Here is a 14218-nt window from a genome sequence, read left to right as displayed (position 1 = left end):
ACCCGCCCGAATCCGGCAGCCGACCCCGGCAGCCGGGTCACCCCCGGTCAAGGAGGGCCGCGACGATCTCGTCGGCCCTCCTTGACCACTGTTCGGCCTGCCGTTCCTGGAACATGGCCAGCGCCTTCTCCGCGACCGCCAGCGCCTCGGTGGTGTCACCCTTGACCGTCAGGATCTCGGCCAGGTCGAGCCGGATCTGCGAGGCGCCCAGATGGTCCATGATCCCTTCCCGGACCTCCACCGCCTGCCGCAGCATGCGCTCGCTCGTGTCGAACTTCCGCTGCCGGCCGTACACGATGCCGAGGTTCTGCAGGGCGTAGCTCTCGCCGATGATGTCGCCGATGTCGCGCACCATGCGCAGGACGGTGCCCTCGACCTGCTCGGCCCGCTCGTAGTCGCCGCTCAGCAGGTGCGTCTTGCAGAGCTTGTTCAGCACCTGGGCCTCCACCCGGCGGCTGCTGGTCTCCCTGACGATCTCCAGGGCCCGGTTCAGCCGTTCCTCCGCCGCGGCGTACTGCTGCAGGTCCAGCTCGATCTGCGCCATGTTCGCCAGGACGTGGGCCTCGCCGACCAGGTCCGTGTGGAGCCGGAACCCGGCCAGTGCCTGCCGGTACAGCTCCGCGGCCCTGTCCAGCTCCCCCTGCCGGTAGTGGAGCAGGCCCAGGTTCCGCGAGGCCAGGGCCGTACCGTGCTCGTCGCCGAGTTCGCGGAACTGGGCGAGCGCCGACTCCAGCAGCGGGCGCGCCAGGGAGGTGCGGCGCTGGTTGAGATGCATGGAGCCGAGCGAGCACATGAGCGCCGACATGCCGCGCACGTTGCCCGCCGACCTGGTGGCGATCAACGCCCTCTCGTGCGTGTGCTGCCAGTCCTCGAAATAGCTGCGGGTCTCGAAGAGGGACACCAGGGTGACCGCCAGGTCCCAGCACGCCTCGTCCAGGCCGTGGTCGGCGGCCTGCATCACGGCGGCGCACAGGTTGCCCCGCTCGCGTTCGAGCCAGTCGAGCGGGCTCTCCAGCAGCCGGTCGAGGTGGTGGCCCGGGAGTGTCCAGCGCGGGGCCGAGCCGTGCAGGAGCGTGTAGTCGCCCCCGTGCAGGCGGCGGTGCGCCTCCTCCGCGATGTGCAACCATGCGCCCGTCACCCGGCCGAGTACGGTGAGCCTGGTCGGCTCGTCCTCGTGCTCGTGCAGCCGCTCCCGGGTGAACACCCGGATGAGGCCGTGGAACTTGTAGCGCGGATCGCCGCCCGCGTCCACCCCGGCCACGTCGAGCATCTGGTCGTCGACGAGCTGCTCCAGCCGGTCCATGGCGCGGTACACGTCGTCGTCGAGCAGGGCCCCGGCGAACCAGGCGGGGATCGTCACGGACTCCGCCACGCTCAGCAGCCGCAGGAGCCTGCGGGTGCGCTCGTCCATGCTCTCGTACGTGAGCGAAAGGCTCTTCCTGACGACCATCTCGCCGTGAGCGAGCTCGTCGAGCCGGTGCCGCTCGTCGGCCAGGCGGCCCACCATCGAGGCCAGCGACCAGTGCGGGCGGGCGGCGAGCCGGGCCGCCACGATCCTCAGCGCCAGCGGCAGGCCGCCCACCACCTGGGTCAGCGCGGCGGCGGCTTCCGGCTCGGCCGCCACCCGGTCGGGGCCGATGACCTTCCCGATCAGCTTTAGTGACTGTTCCTGGTCCATGACCTCCACGGGGAGCTGCAGCGCGCCGGGCAGCCCGGTCAGCCGCGCACGGCTGGTGATGATCACCGCGCATCCGGCGCTGCCCGGCAGCAGCGGGACGACCTGGGCCTCGCTCTCCACGTCTTCCAGCATCACCAGCGTCTGCGTGTTGGCCAGCATGCTGCGATAGGTGGCGGTACGCTCCTCGACGCTGCTCGGCACGGCAGGGCCCGGGATCCCGAGCGAGCGCAGGAACGTGCCAAGCGTGTCGGCGGGTGGCACGGTCTGAGGCTGGCTGCCCCGTAAGTCCCGGTAGAGCTCCCCGTTGGGAAACTCGCCGGACAGGCGGTGAGCGAGGTGCACGGCCAGGGAACTCTTGCCCACCCCCGCCTTGCCGCTGATCACGACGATGCGGACCGCCTCGGCATCGCCTCCGCGTAAGAAGTTCTCCGCCGTCTCGATCAGGGACCGATGCCCGGTGAAGTCCGGGATGTCGGTCGGGAGCTGGTGCGGGGTGACCGACAGGAGCACCGCGGGCTGTTCGGACGCGGACGCGGCGGTGGCGGTGGCGTGAGCCGGCCGGTCGAGCAGCAGCGACTCGTCGCCCGCCAGGATCGCCGATTCGAGCTGGCGCAGCTCCTCGCCCGGCTCCAGGCCCAGTTCCTCGATGAGGTGTGTACGCCCGGCCCGGTAGACGTCGAGGGCCTCCGCCTGCCGTCCCGATCTGTACAGGGCAAGCATCAGCTGGCCGCGCAGCCGCTCGCGCAGCGCGTTGCGCCGCACCAGGTCCGTCAGCTCGCCGATCAGCTCGCGGTGCCTGCCCAGCTCCAGTTCGAGGTTGATGCAGGTCTCGTGGGCGGTGAGCCGGGACTCGTCCAGACGCAGCGCCTTGCTCTCCAGCACCTGGCTCGCGACCCCGCTGAGCGCGGGTCCCCGCCACAGGGACAGCGCCTCCCGCAACATCTCGGCCGCCCCGAGGATGTCCTCCGCCTGCGCCAGGTTCCCGGCCTCGTGCACCAAGCTCTCGAAGCAGTACGAGTCCAGATCCTCCGGCGTGATGCTGAGCTGGTAGCCGGGCGAGCGCCGGACGATCTCGGCCTCGACCGGCAAGAGCGTGAGCAGCCGCCTCAGTGCCGAAATGCAGATCTGCACCTGGCTGCGCGCGCTCGACGGAGGATCCTCGTCCCACACGGCGTCGATGAGATGCTCGGTGCTGACGATGTGGTTGGCTTCCAGCAGCAGCGCCCCGAGAACGATCGGCTGCCGCCCGGGTGCGATGGGCACGACGGTGTCGCCGTTGCAGAGTTCGATGGGCCCGAGGATCCGGAACGGCGTTCCAAAACCCCCAGCCACTGCGCGGCCCCCGAGTCATTCTGAGTAACTTGAATAGCACGCGTTCCATGCCCGCCTGACACCGGTGAGGTGCGGCGTCGGGGGCGGCATGGAAGGTTGTTGCGATCAACGTATATAGGGACAGGTGCCGCGTCAAGGACCCAATTCCTCTACCTTCCAAAAGGGTCGATTAGCGGCGGTCGCGCGGCTGGAATTGGCCGCCATTTCCGGCCACCGCACTTTCCTGAATGCCGCACGCAAGCGATCTTCTGACACTCTTTGCGGCCGACGGCAGTGCGCGTCCACCAGCGTGTTGTATCGACATAAAGGCACGGCCGTGACGAACTAAATCACCGACCCGGCCGTACCCATGTCAGCTCACCCAAGATTCTTCCAGACCGCTGAATTACGGGCACGCGGGCGTCCCCGTAGTCTTCCGGGCCCCGTTATGGTTCGCGACCTGCTCGTCGGATACCTCGGCGGCAAGCCGGTGCCGGCCGGAAGCCTGGTGCTGAGGATGCTCAGCCGGCCTCCGGTTCGGTGAGCCCCACCAGGGACGGCAGCGCCGCGAGATCGTCCAGGACGAAGGTCGGCTGGTCGGGTGCCGTGTGCAGGTCGGCCGGATCGGTCACACCAGTCAGGACGAGCGCTGTGTCCAGGCCGTTGCGCGTGCCCAGACGAACGTCTGTTTCGAGCCGGTCCCCGACGACGAGCACCTCATGAGCGGCGGCCCGCAGCCGATCGAGTGCGGCGTGCGCCATCATCGCCGACGGCTTGCCCACGACGACCTCGACCCGGCGTCCGACGGTCACCTCGAGAGCGGCGATGATTCCCCCGCAGTCGGGGACCTCCCCATCGTCGACGGGACAGGTCGGGTCGGGGTTCGTGGCGACGAACCGGGCTCCGGCCCGCAGCGCGCGGAACGCCTCCATCCACTTGCGATAGTCGAAGGTACGGTCGAACGAAACCACGACCACATCCGCGTCGCGGCCGCTGTCGACGAGACCGATGCCGTGTCCGGCGAGTTCGGCGTGCAGGCTCGATTCGCCGACCAGCAGGACCCGTGCGCCCGCCGCCTCGGCCAGGAGCCAATCTATGACCACGCCACCAGAGGTCAGCACGTCTTCCGGCGCTGCGGCCACGCCCAGCGCCCGCAGCCGTTCGGCGTACGATGCCGAGGAGCGGGTGGGGTTGTTGGAGACGAAGAGAACGGGCACGTTCGCCGCGCGCATCCGCTCCAAGCTCTCGACGGCTCCCGGCAGCGGCCGGCCCGCTCGATACACGGTGCCGTCGAGGTCGCAGATCACGGCCCGGTACGCGCCCCGGCGCGCGCCGGGGCGCACGGTCCGGCCAGCGCGCCTGCACTCGTTGTCGCCTCGCACGGGGTTCCTCTCGTCAGTGGGGCCCGGAAGTCCTGCACGAATGACGTCTGCCCTCACCGGACCGTCATGGACCGGACGAGGTCAACCAGGCGCTGCGTGACGATCTCGCTGATCTGCTGCCCCTTTTCCGCGGAGGCGGCCTGGGGGTCGCCGAACACGCCCGTGGACGAGACGTCGGCGAAGCGGCGGTAGATGATGGCGCTCCCCGAGCGGAGCATGTCGGCGGTGTCCCAGCTGAACCAGCTCTTGTTCTCGCGCGGCGGTATGGCGGACTCGTCAACGAGGTGGGGGGCGATGGCCAACAGCAGCGAGGTTTCGAGTTCGCATGCGTGACCGACACCGCCCGGGCCGGTCGTACTGATGGCGAGCAGGGCCTCGGAAGCTATCTGCCACCACGCCGTCCGGACGATCTTGCATTCGGGCCGGCTGTGCCCGAGCTGTTCCAGGGCGACCTGGGCGATGCCTTCGTTGCCACCGTGGGCGTTGAGAATCAGCAGGCTGGTCATGCCGTGCCGCAGAGCTGAGTCCGCGGTCTGCACGATCTGGCGCAGCAGCGTTTCGTGCGTCAGGGACAAGGTGCCGGGAAAGTCGTCGTGGTGCTTGGAGTAGCCGACCGAGACGGTGGGCAGGATCAGCACGTCGTCACCGAGGTGCCGGTCGATCCCCCGACAGAAGTGGTCGACGAGGATACGGTCCGTCGCCAGCGGGAGGTGTGGTCCGTGCTGCTCGACCGCACCGAGCGGGAGTATGACCGGCAGGGACCTGTCGACCGTGGCGAGTCGGGCCGAGGTCATCTGTTCCCAGTACGTCATGAGGCGGCTCTCATCGTGCGACCGCCCACATCTCCACTTCGACGAGGAGCCCGTCGAGCAGAGCCGCTCCGACCACTGTGCGCACGGGGCAGGGTTCCGGCATGTACGTCCGGTAGACCGAGTTGAAACGTCCCCAGGTCGCCATGTCGGTGAGATAGGCGTTCACCTTCACGACGTCGGCGAGCGTGCATCCGGCGAACGCCAGCTGGCGTCGGCAGTTCTGGAGAGTGAGATGCGTCTGCTCTTCTATGTCATCCCCGACGACCGAGCCGTCCTGCACGATCGCGGCCTGGCCGGACACCACGACCAGTCGGTCCGCCCGCACGGTCAGGACCGGGGAGTAGGGCCCGGCGGTGGCATGTTGGGTGGCATGGGCAGGAAGGTCCTTCGCGGGGGACGCGACGGAGCTGTCCCCCATCGGGTTCGGCAGCCGGCCGATGAACCCCCTGATGCGCCAGCGATCGGCGTCCCGCCGGCAGAGGTAGAGGGTCTGCCAGTTGAGGTGCACCAGTCCACCGTCGCGACGGCGGATCGTCCCGTCGAACTTCTTGTGCGCGACAGCGTCCGCCTCGTGAATCTCGATGTCCCGCAGCGTCGTGGCCTCCCGCAACCCGGCCTCCAACGTGTCAGCCGGAACGGCCGCGCCCAGTTCCGCGCTGCCCGCCGACCATGAGTCACGGTAGGCCGCGAGATTCTGCCCGACTCTCCAGGAATCGGGGTTCGACGTCCTTCTGGCATCGATCGACATGAATTCCGACGAGCTGACATAGTCGGCCTCGACCATGGTCCACTCGTTGCGGACGTACGCGCTGATGTCGCGGTCGACGAGCATCGTCCAGATCGCGCCGCGATCGGGATCTGCTGGGAATGGGTTCTTCGGGCTCACTGCGGCAGGTACTCCTTCTCGGCTGTCCGGAACTCGACGCGGGCCTGCTCGTCGAGCTCGACGCCTAGACCGATTCCGTCTGGAAGAAACGCGTAAGGGGGCTCGATCCGTAGTGGTTGGCGGAGCAGGTCGTGGGACCGGATCAGGCGTCCGAAGATGTCGCTGGGCTGCACGCACGTTCGTGCGGCGGCGCAGGAGTGGAGATAGGCGGCCTCCGCGATACCGAGGTCGACCTGCGATCCATGCCAGGTCGGCATGTTGAACAGGTCCAGGGCGTGGTCGAGGCGACGGAAATCGCTCAACCCCGCGGTGATGTTGAACATGTCCGCGGTGCCGCGCTGGAGTACCGCGACGGCTTCACTGCCGCGGTCGGAAAACTGCGGGTAGGCGAGCGACAGGTGGCGTGCCAGCGGTATCGGGACGACGGATCGCAACCGTGACCACTCATCGAGCATCCAGTGCGGGATCGGATCCTCAAGGCAGGCGACATTGCCTATCTCGGCCAGCGCCAGCCCGATGGCGCGCGCTTCTGCGAGGTGTTCGAAGCGGCCGTTGGGATCGAGGACGACGGACATGGCGGGTGCCCGCTCGGCGATGGCTCCGCACCACGCCACGACGTCGTCCTCGAGCGAGCACTTGAACTTGACGGTCGTGAAGCCCGCGGACGCGAAGGAGCGGACCAGATCGCCGACGTCATCCACTGTGCGGTGGCTCGACCACGCGCTCACCGCGACCCGGTCGCGCAGCGGTCCGCCGAGCAGGTCGACGACCCTCAGGCCGAGGGATCGCGCGAACGCATCCCAGACGGCCATCTCGAAGCCGTCGAACTCGTGGACACGAGGAAGCGGCACGTCCTGCATGCTCACTGACCGCAGATCCAGGCCCACCAGCGCGGTGGCCAGCGCGTCCACGGACTCCCAGTCGTGCGCGCGGTACAACTCGCCGAGGCCCACCGTCCCGTCCCGCAGCTCGAGTTCGAGGATGACCTTGGGCATCTCGTCGAACTGGACGGACCAGCTCGCGGCGCCCTTCCACGGCTTGTTGTGCAGCGGGCGGTGAAGCGATGGCGACTCGATGACTCCGGGATGCGCGGGCACGACGACCTCGGTCGCGCGGATCCGTGAAATCCGCATGGGATCGTTCATCGCGCGTCCGGGCCTTCCGCACGTAGCGCCGCCTGCCGTTTTCGATCGGCATAGATGCGAGCACTCATCTCGCCGTTGTAGAGCCGGGCGGTGAGCCCGGCATCGATGGTGATCACCTGGCCCGTGACGCACCGGCTCTGCTCCGACAGGAGAAACCGCACTGCCCAGCCACAGTCGATCGGCTCGATCGTCCTCTGGAGCACCTGCTCGCTGCCGGTGTGCGCGGCGATCCAGGAGGCGTCGTGCGCGGGATAGCCGGGCGGCACCAGATCCCGGTTGATCGGGACATATCCCGGCGCTATGGCGTTGCAGCGCACGCCGATCGATCCGAATTCGACGGCGCAGGCGCGGGTCAGCCCCTCCACCGCGGCCTTGGCGCTGGCGTAGATGGCGTACTGGCCGATCGTCTTGTCGGCGTGGACCGACGAGACGTTGACGATGGCGCCCGGCCGGCCGTGCGCCACCACTGACCGGGCGAAGGCCTGGCTCATCAGCCAGACACCCCGGAAGTCGATGTCGACGACGCGGTCGAACTCGGCTTGGGTCGCGTCGAGCATCGGTGCGATGAGCCCGACGCCGGCGTTGTTGACGAGTCCGGTCAGCGGCCCGGCGCGGTCGATCGCCTCCTCGAATATCCGCGCCACGTCGTCCGGCCGCGAGACGTCCCCGGCCACACCCACCGCGCCGGGGTAGCGACGCACCGTTCTCTCTACGTGCTCATCGACCAGGTCGTTGATGACGAGTCGCGCCCCTGCCGCGTGGAGCGCGTCACACACTCCGGAGCCGATTCCGGGGCCGGACGCCCCGGTGACAAGGACTGTGTGGCCGGCGAGGTCGTGAGCGGGAACGGCGTGCTCAGGTGCTGTAGAAGGAACGATTCCGGCCGACGGTCGCGGTCCAGACTCCACCACGAGATACCCTCGATCCTCATTTGCTTTGTCCCATTTTATGGGACGGTGGACCATTATAGGTGGCACGGAGATCGAGTCAATCATGCTTCGTGGGCTGCCATCAATGGCGGCAATGCGAACAGGAGGTGGCGTTCCGCAGGCATCTTGGGTGGGGCCGTTGACACGCACCGCAAGCACCGCCTAGCTTCGACCCCCTCGGGAAACGGTCCGCTGTCCCGCTGAATGGGACGCGTTGAAAGGATGCGCCCATGCAGATGCGACACCGGCGCCGCCGCAAGAGAGCAGCCGCCCTCATGCTCGCCGTCACACTAGGACTGTTCGGTTCGGCCTGTTCCGCCGACGGCTCGGGGGACGACTCGGCTCAGGAATTCACCTACTGGTCGATGTGGCAGGAGAAAGAGCCGCAGGCCGAAGTTCTGGCGAAGGCGCTCGCGGACTTCGAGAAAGAGTCCGGCATCAAGGTGAAGGTGGAGTGGCAGGGGCGCGACAATGTCACGAAACTCCTGGCGGCGCTGCGCACCGACAACGTCCCCGACCTCATCGATCAGCAGTACTTCACGGTCAGCAACGCGATCGTCAAAAATGATCAGTTCAAGGACCTGAGCGATGTACACGACATGGAGATACCTGGCGAAGGCAAGACCGTCCGCCAGGTGATCCCGAAAAAATACGACCAGTTCACGACCGCGGCCAACGGCGCCCAGTTCCTGATCCCGTACGAGGTGATCGGATACTCGATCTGGTACAACGCCAAGACGTTGCCCGACGTCGCGAGCAACCCGCCGAAGACGTGGCAGGAATTCACGGACGTCCTGGCCAAGTCGAAGGCGTCCGGCCGCAACCCGATCGCCCTCGACGGGGACATCGCCGGGTACGCGGAGTTCTGGACGGCGACGGCACTGGCCCGAACGCTCGGCACAGGTGGCTTCTACAAGCTCGTGTCGGACAAGCAGGCAAGCGGCTGGAACAACGCCGACGTCCGCAACGCGCTCACCGCCATCGCCGACCTCGCGAAGCAGGGTTACTTCATACCGGGGTACGACAGCAGCAAGTTCCCCGCCATCCAGACGAAGTGGGCGCAGAACCAGGCGGACTTCCTCTACATGGGCAGCTGGGCTCCGACCGAGACCGAGACGCTGGCGGCACCCGGTTTCGAGTACCGGTCGTTCAACTTCCCGACGCTCGGAAATGACGACTCATTGCCGGCGAGCGTCATCGGATTCGCTGTCCCGAAGGCGGCGGGCCACGCCGAGGAGGCCCAGAAGTTCATCGCCCACTTCCTCCACAAGGAGCGGCTGTCCAAGATCTCCAGCGAGGCGAACAACCTCACCCCCCGATCGGATGTCGAGGTGCCCAAGCAGCTGGCGGACGTCAACGCCCTCCTGCAGGAGAAGAACCTGAGCAAGATCACTGACGGAGTTCTCGGAGACTTCTCGGACTTCGACAAGAAGGTCTTCCAGCCGCTGAATCTCAAGCTCATGACCGGCAAAGTCACACCGGACGAGTTCATCGCCCAGATCACCACCGGTCAGCGCGACTTCTGGGCGGGACACCACTCATGACGCTCGCGACACCTCCTGCGGGTGGGCCGCGCCTCTGGCGTGGCTCACCCCGGAGCACGGGGGCCTTCGACCGGTCGCGCCGACGGTTGTACCTGCCCTTCGTCGTTCCCGCGCTCGTGTTGTACCTGGCCTTCGTCATCGGGCCGACCCTCGCCGCGCTGTGGATCAGCTTCCACCGGTGGGACGGCGTGAGCGAGATGCGGTGGAACGGCCTTGACAACTATTTCGCGCTTTTCGGCGACCCCACCTTCCGCACCGCGCTGGTCAACACCCTCATCATCCTGGTCGGAGCCGGCGCCGCCATCTTCGCCGTCAGCTTCGTCCTGACCATGATCGTCCGCGAGATGCGTGGGCGGTCGTTCATCCGTTCGGTGCTCTTCTTTCCCCACATCGTGTCCGCCATCGTCCTGTCGATCGTGTGGGGGTTCATCTTCGAGCACAACGGTACGGTCAACACCATCCTGTCCAAGGTGTTCGGGACGGAACCGATCCCCTGGCTGAACGCCGACAATCTCTTCTTGATGATCCTCATCGGCACGGTCTGGATCTCCACCGGTCTCTACGTCACGATCATCCTGGCCGCCGTTGACCGTATTCCGCGGTACTTCTACGAGGACGCGCTGCTGGCCGGGGCGAACGCATATCAGCGGCTACGATTCGTCACGTTGCCGCTGTCGTGGGACGTGATATCGGTTGCCGCCATCTTCTGGACGATCAGTTCGCTGAAGATCTTCGAATTCATCTACGCCTTCGGCGGAACGACCAATGATCTGCCACCGCCGGCCGTGTGGAATTCGGCGCTCTTCGTCTACGGCGAGTCGTTCGGCGGGAGGAGCCCGTCGTACCTCTTCGGTTACGCATCAGCGTCAGCCATTCTCATGCTGGTGCTGTTCACCGTCCTGATCGTCGTCCTGAGGCGCCTGCTCCGGAGGGATCCCATTGAATTTTGAGAACCCGGGTGCGCAGGCCGGGGTGTTGCAGCCGCGCAGCGATCCCGCCGTTGTACGCGAGGGCCGTGACCGACGCCCGTCCCGTGGAAGATCCCCGCTCGTCAGAACGGCGGGGGGCGACCCGCTCCGCGCCCTCGGCCGCGTTCTGGTCTGGGCCTTCGTCGCCTTCAACCTGCTGGTTTTCGCGTTCTTGATCCTGTCATCGGTCAAGAACACCACTGACATCTTCAGGGCGCCCTGGGGGATTCCGAGCTCGCTCCACCTGGAAAACTGGAAGAACGCGTGGAACGAGAGCGGCTTCGCCCGCGCCACGCTCAACACGGCCGGGCTCGCGCTAGGAGCTTCTTTCTGTACCCTGGCGGTCTCCGCCCCCGCCGCATACGTGCTCAGCCGCATCCGCACCCGCTCCGCCGGGCCGCTCAGCGTGTTCTTCGCGCTCGGGCTCGGCATCCCGGCGCAGGTGACCGTCATCCCGCTGTTCGAGATGATGTCGAAAGTCGGCCTGGTCAACAGCCTCCTGGGTCTCTTCATCATCTACACCGCGACGCACGTGCCATTCACCGTGTTCCTGCTGACCGGATTCATGCGCACTCTGCCGCGTGAGATCGAGGAGGCTGCCGCGATCGACGGGGCCTCCCCGTTCAGGTCATTCTGGCAGGTCATGTTGCCCCTGGCCCGCTCGGGCCTTATAACCGTCCTGATCCTGAACATCATCTCGATGTGGAACGAGACGCTGCTCGGCATTGTCTTTCTGCAGACCGTGGACAAGTACACGGTCTCCCTGGCGCTGCTCAACTTCTTGTCGAGCATGCAGTTCTCGGGCGCCGACTACGGCGGGCTGTTCGCCGGCGTATGCATTCTCGTCCTGCCCATGCTGGCTCTTTACCTGTGGTTGTGGCGCCGAATCATCGAGGGCATCACCCTCGGGGCGGGGAAGTGATCGAGGCACCGGAACGACGCCGAGAACGGCCGCAAGCCCGCGTGAAGCCGGCGGTCGCCCCGATCTCTACCGGTACGACGCCGGTGGCCTCCCGCAAAGCCTGAGGTGCCATAATCACAGCAGCCTGCTGCGAGGGAGTAACATGAACGAATCCGTCCGCAAAGCTGCGGATATCCTGTCCGCCCTCGCCGAGGTCGGCCGTGACGCCAGCGCCCGCGAAATCGGCGTTCTCCTTGACCTGCCGAAGAGCACCGTCCAGCGACTGCTGCAGGCGCTGGAGCAGAGCGGCCTCGTCCGGCAGGATTCCGCCTCACGCAGATATGGCCTCGGCCCGAAGACCCTGACCCTGGGCATGTCGTACCTGGACCGAATCGACGTCCGCTCCCAGGCGCTACCGCACATGATGCGGCTGCGGGACGACCTTGACGAGACCATAGCTCTCGCGGTGCGCGTAGGGCATTCGCGGGTCTACGTGGAGCAGGTCGAGTCGCGGTCCGGGCTCAAGGCGAAGGCCGAGGTCGGCAGACCGTACCCGCTGTGGGCCGGTGCGGCAGGCCGGGTCTTACTGGCAAGCCTGTCACGCGAAGAACTCATCCAGTTCACGCTCGACGTGGGAGACGCGGCATTCACCCACGTAACCCCTCCGACGTTGAACGGGCTTCTCGCTCAAATCGAGGAAACACGCCGGCGCGGGTACGCCTGGGCGTTCGAAGAAACCATGCGAGGGGTCCACACGGTCGCCGCACCCATTCCCATCTCCATGTCGGAGGTAGCAGCACTGAGCGTCTCCGGGCCGTCGACCTGGTTCGACGAAAGCCGCATGAAGGACGCGACCGGCCCTCTGATGGACGCGGCCAGAGCAATCTCCTCATCGATGGGATACACGAACTCCCTGCCGAGCTCTGGCAAGCTGCCATAGCCCGACGAACGACCGCCACCGCAGCCCGGCCGGCCCGTCGGCCAGGAAAGCGTGATCGGCGCGGCCAGAGCGCACCACCCAGCGCGACGGTCACCGCGAGCGGACCCTCACCAGCCGATGTTCCGCGTAATTCGTGCGCCGGCGCCGTGTGGCCCAGAGGTGAGACTCCTCCCGGGTCACCGGGCGGCTCACCAGGTGACCGGCAGTTCATGGACGCCGTAGATTTCTCGATCGATGCGGAACCGAATCCGTTCCAGCGGTACTGCGAGTTCGAGATTCGGAAATCGCTCCAACAGCGCACGGAAAGATATGCGTAGCTGGGTTCGAGCCAGTTGCTGACCGATACACAAATGCGGGCCATGACCGAAGGAGACATGATGGCGGGTGTCGCGCGTGATGTCCAGGAAGTCGGGGTCGGTAAAGACATTCGGGTCACGGTTGGCGGCCACGATGGCGGCCACCACTGGTTCTCCGGCTTTCATCTCCTGTCCCCCCAGCGTGGTGTCCCGGGTCGTGACGCGTACGAGACCGATCCGCGTGATCGGCAGAAACCGCAGAAGCTCCTCCACCATATTGTCAACCAGGGACATGTCGGCGTGTAGCCGCCGGAGCTGTAGCGGGTTGCATAGGAGGGTCAGCACACCCAGAGCCAGCGTATTCACCATGGACTCATAACCGGCGACAAGGAGCAGCAGGCAAATATTGACCAGTTCCTGTTCGGTGAGTGGCCGGGCGCCGGACTCGTCGGCGACCAGCCTGGACAGAAGCGCCCCATCAGGATTCGCTCGCTTGTGCCGCACCAGCTCAAGCATGAACTCACGAAGCTCGTCGGTCGCCGCCTCGGCCTCATCCGGATTCGCTGTCAAACTGAACACCGTGGCCGCGACCCGCTGGAACAGTGCTTGATCGGTGGGAGCGACGCCGATCAACTCGCAGATCACGAGCGAGGGTACCGGAGCCGCGAACGCCTGAACCAGATCAGCCGGTCGCGGGCCACGCACCATTTCGTGCAACTGCTGATCGACGATCTCCTGGATACGTGGTTGGAGAGCCGTCATCTGTCGCATGGTGAAGTACCCGGCCAACCTGCCCCGATAGAACCCATGGGCCGGAGGGTCCTCACTTATGAACGCCCCCGCCGGCGACACTCGATCGGCGTGCTCCGATGGCCTCGAACTCGTCGGATTGAAGAACCTGGCGCGGTTCTTCGAGCTGAAGGTCCGCGTGTCCGCGAGCACCGCACGAACGTCGGTATGCCGTGTGACCAGCCAACCCACCTCGCCGCTTGGATACAGCAACCGACTCACCGGAAATTCGCGATTGAGTGTGGCCAGCCTTCGCGGCGGGTGGAGTGGGTGCTCAAACTCCGTCGGCAGGAGGGCCGGTGCGGGCATGCCTGCGACCGGACACCCGTTCAGCACCGAGCCGGACCGGCCGACCGCTTGTTCCATGGTCAAGGCTCCTTGGCGGTGACCGATCGACTCAGACGGCTATACGAAACGCACTGGATTACTGATGCAGGATCACGACACTTCAGCGGCGATAGAACGCGCTGAGTTCCTGCCGATCTGATTGATTTCGTCCAGCGAAAGCCCCAACTCGTTGCGTAGGAACTCGCAGATCGTCCAATGAGTGTTTTCCAACCTGAAGCCGCAGGTCGCGGGCATGCTGCGCGGAAGAGCTTGATCGACAAGTAGAAGAGCCCCTGGTAGAAGGGTTGTC

At 66.3% G+C, this 14218-nt stretch carries 12 protein-coding genes; 4 read left to right on the top strand and 8 right to left on the bottom strand.

All coding sequences use genetic code 11. The features are described from left to right. Nucleotides 1-37: 37 nt before the first annotated feature. The 6 genes from ACZ6SA_RS22200 to ACZ6SA_RS22175 form a co-directional block, all read right to left on the bottom strand. Entirely contained in the window at nucleotides 38-2941 is a 2904-nt protein-coding gene (locus ACZ6SA_RS22200) for an AfsR/SARP family transcriptional regulator (RefSeq protein ID WP_465830024.1), read from the bottom strand. A 569-nt stretch (nucleotides 2942-3510) separates the two neighbouring features. Continuing rightward, on the bottom strand, nucleotides 3511-4371 hold the full coding sequence (locus tag ACZ6SA_RS22195) for an HAD-IIA family hydrolase (protein ID WP_347643570.1): 861 nt from the start codon (nucleotides 4369-4371) through the stop codon (nucleotides 3511-3513). 53 nt (nucleotides 4372-4424) lie between these two features. Beyond that, nucleotides 4425-5183 (bottom strand): creatininase family protein, encoded by a 759-nt coding sequence (locus tag ACZ6SA_RS22190; RefSeq protein WP_465830021.1) that lies wholly within the window; start codon nucleotides 5181-5183, stop codon nucleotides 4425-4427. Nucleotides 5184-5193: 10 nt separating this feature from the next. After that, nucleotides 5194-6069 (bottom strand): RidA family protein, encoded by an 876-nt coding sequence (locus tag ACZ6SA_RS22185; RefSeq protein WP_465830019.1) that lies wholly within the window; start codon nucleotides 6067-6069, stop codon nucleotides 5194-5196. Beyond that, the gene (locus tag ACZ6SA_RS22180) at nucleotides 6066-7166 is read right to left on the bottom strand and encodes a mandelate racemase/muconate lactonizing enzyme family protein (RefSeq protein WP_465830017.1); all 1101 of its coding nucleotides are present in this window, start codon (nucleotides 7164-7166) and stop codon (nucleotides 6066-6068) included. Before ACZ6SA_RS22180 ends, ACZ6SA_RS22185 begins: the two co-directional genes overlap by 4 nt. A 44-nt stretch (nucleotides 7167-7210) precedes the next feature. After that, entirely contained in the window at nucleotides 7211-8179 is a 969-nt protein-coding gene (locus ACZ6SA_RS22175) for an SDR family NAD(P)-dependent oxidoreductase (protein ID WP_465830362.1), read from the bottom strand. Between the two features lie 194 nt (nucleotides 8180-8373). Here ACZ6SA_RS22175 and ACZ6SA_RS22170 point away from each other — a divergent pair, with 194 nt between their 5' ends. The 4 genes from ACZ6SA_RS22170 to ACZ6SA_RS22155 all read left to right on the top strand — a co-directional run bounded on the left by ACZ6SA_RS22170 (nucleotide 8374) and on the right by ACZ6SA_RS22155 (nucleotide 12496). Next, a complete protein-coding gene (locus ACZ6SA_RS22170; protein ID WP_465830015.1) occupies nucleotides 8374-9687 on the top strand; it encodes an ABC transporter substrate-binding protein in 1314 nt (437 codons plus the stop codon). A 197-nt stretch (nucleotides 9688-9884) separates the two neighbouring features. After that, nucleotides 9885-10637 (top strand): carbohydrate ABC transporter permease, encoded by a 753-nt coding sequence (locus tag ACZ6SA_RS22165; RefSeq protein ID WP_443153952.1) that lies wholly within the window; start codon nucleotides 9885-9887, stop codon nucleotides 10635-10637. Beyond that, complete coding sequence (locus ACZ6SA_RS22160; RefSeq protein ID WP_465830013.1) at nucleotides 10627-11577, top strand: carbohydrate ABC transporter permease; 951 nt, start codon at nucleotides 10627-10629, stop codon at nucleotides 11575-11577. Before ACZ6SA_RS22165 ends, ACZ6SA_RS22160 begins: the two co-directional genes overlap by 11 nt. A gap of 142 nt (nucleotides 11578-11719) precedes the next feature. Then, nucleotides 11720-12496 carry an IclR family transcriptional regulator gene (locus tag ACZ6SA_RS22155; protein ID WP_443153884.1) on the top strand — a complete coding sequence of 259 codons (777 nt, stop codon included), beginning with the start codon at nucleotides 11720-11722 and terminating at the stop codon, nucleotides 12494-12496. A gap of 188 nt (nucleotides 12497-12684) precedes the next feature. Here the strand turns inward: ACZ6SA_RS22155 and ACZ6SA_RS22150 are convergent, their stop codons facing one another. Both ACZ6SA_RS22150 and ACZ6SA_RS22145 read right to left on the bottom strand, forming a co-directional pair. Beyond that, a complete protein-coding gene (locus ACZ6SA_RS22150; protein WP_465830011.1) occupies nucleotides 12685-13947 on the bottom strand; it encodes a cytochrome P450 in 1263 nt (420 codons plus the stop codon). 72 nt (nucleotides 13948-14019) lie between these two features. Further along, nucleotides 14020-14218, bottom strand: a 199-nt coding sequence (locus ACZ6SA_RS22145) for a hypothetical protein (protein WP_465830009.1), incomplete at its 5' end; no start/stop codon positions are given.

Source organism: Nonomuraea sp. NPDC049378, assembly GCF_055586745.1.
The sequence above is the reverse complement of the archived record's forward strand: the minus strand, read 5'-3'. Positions and strand labels throughout refer to the sequence as shown.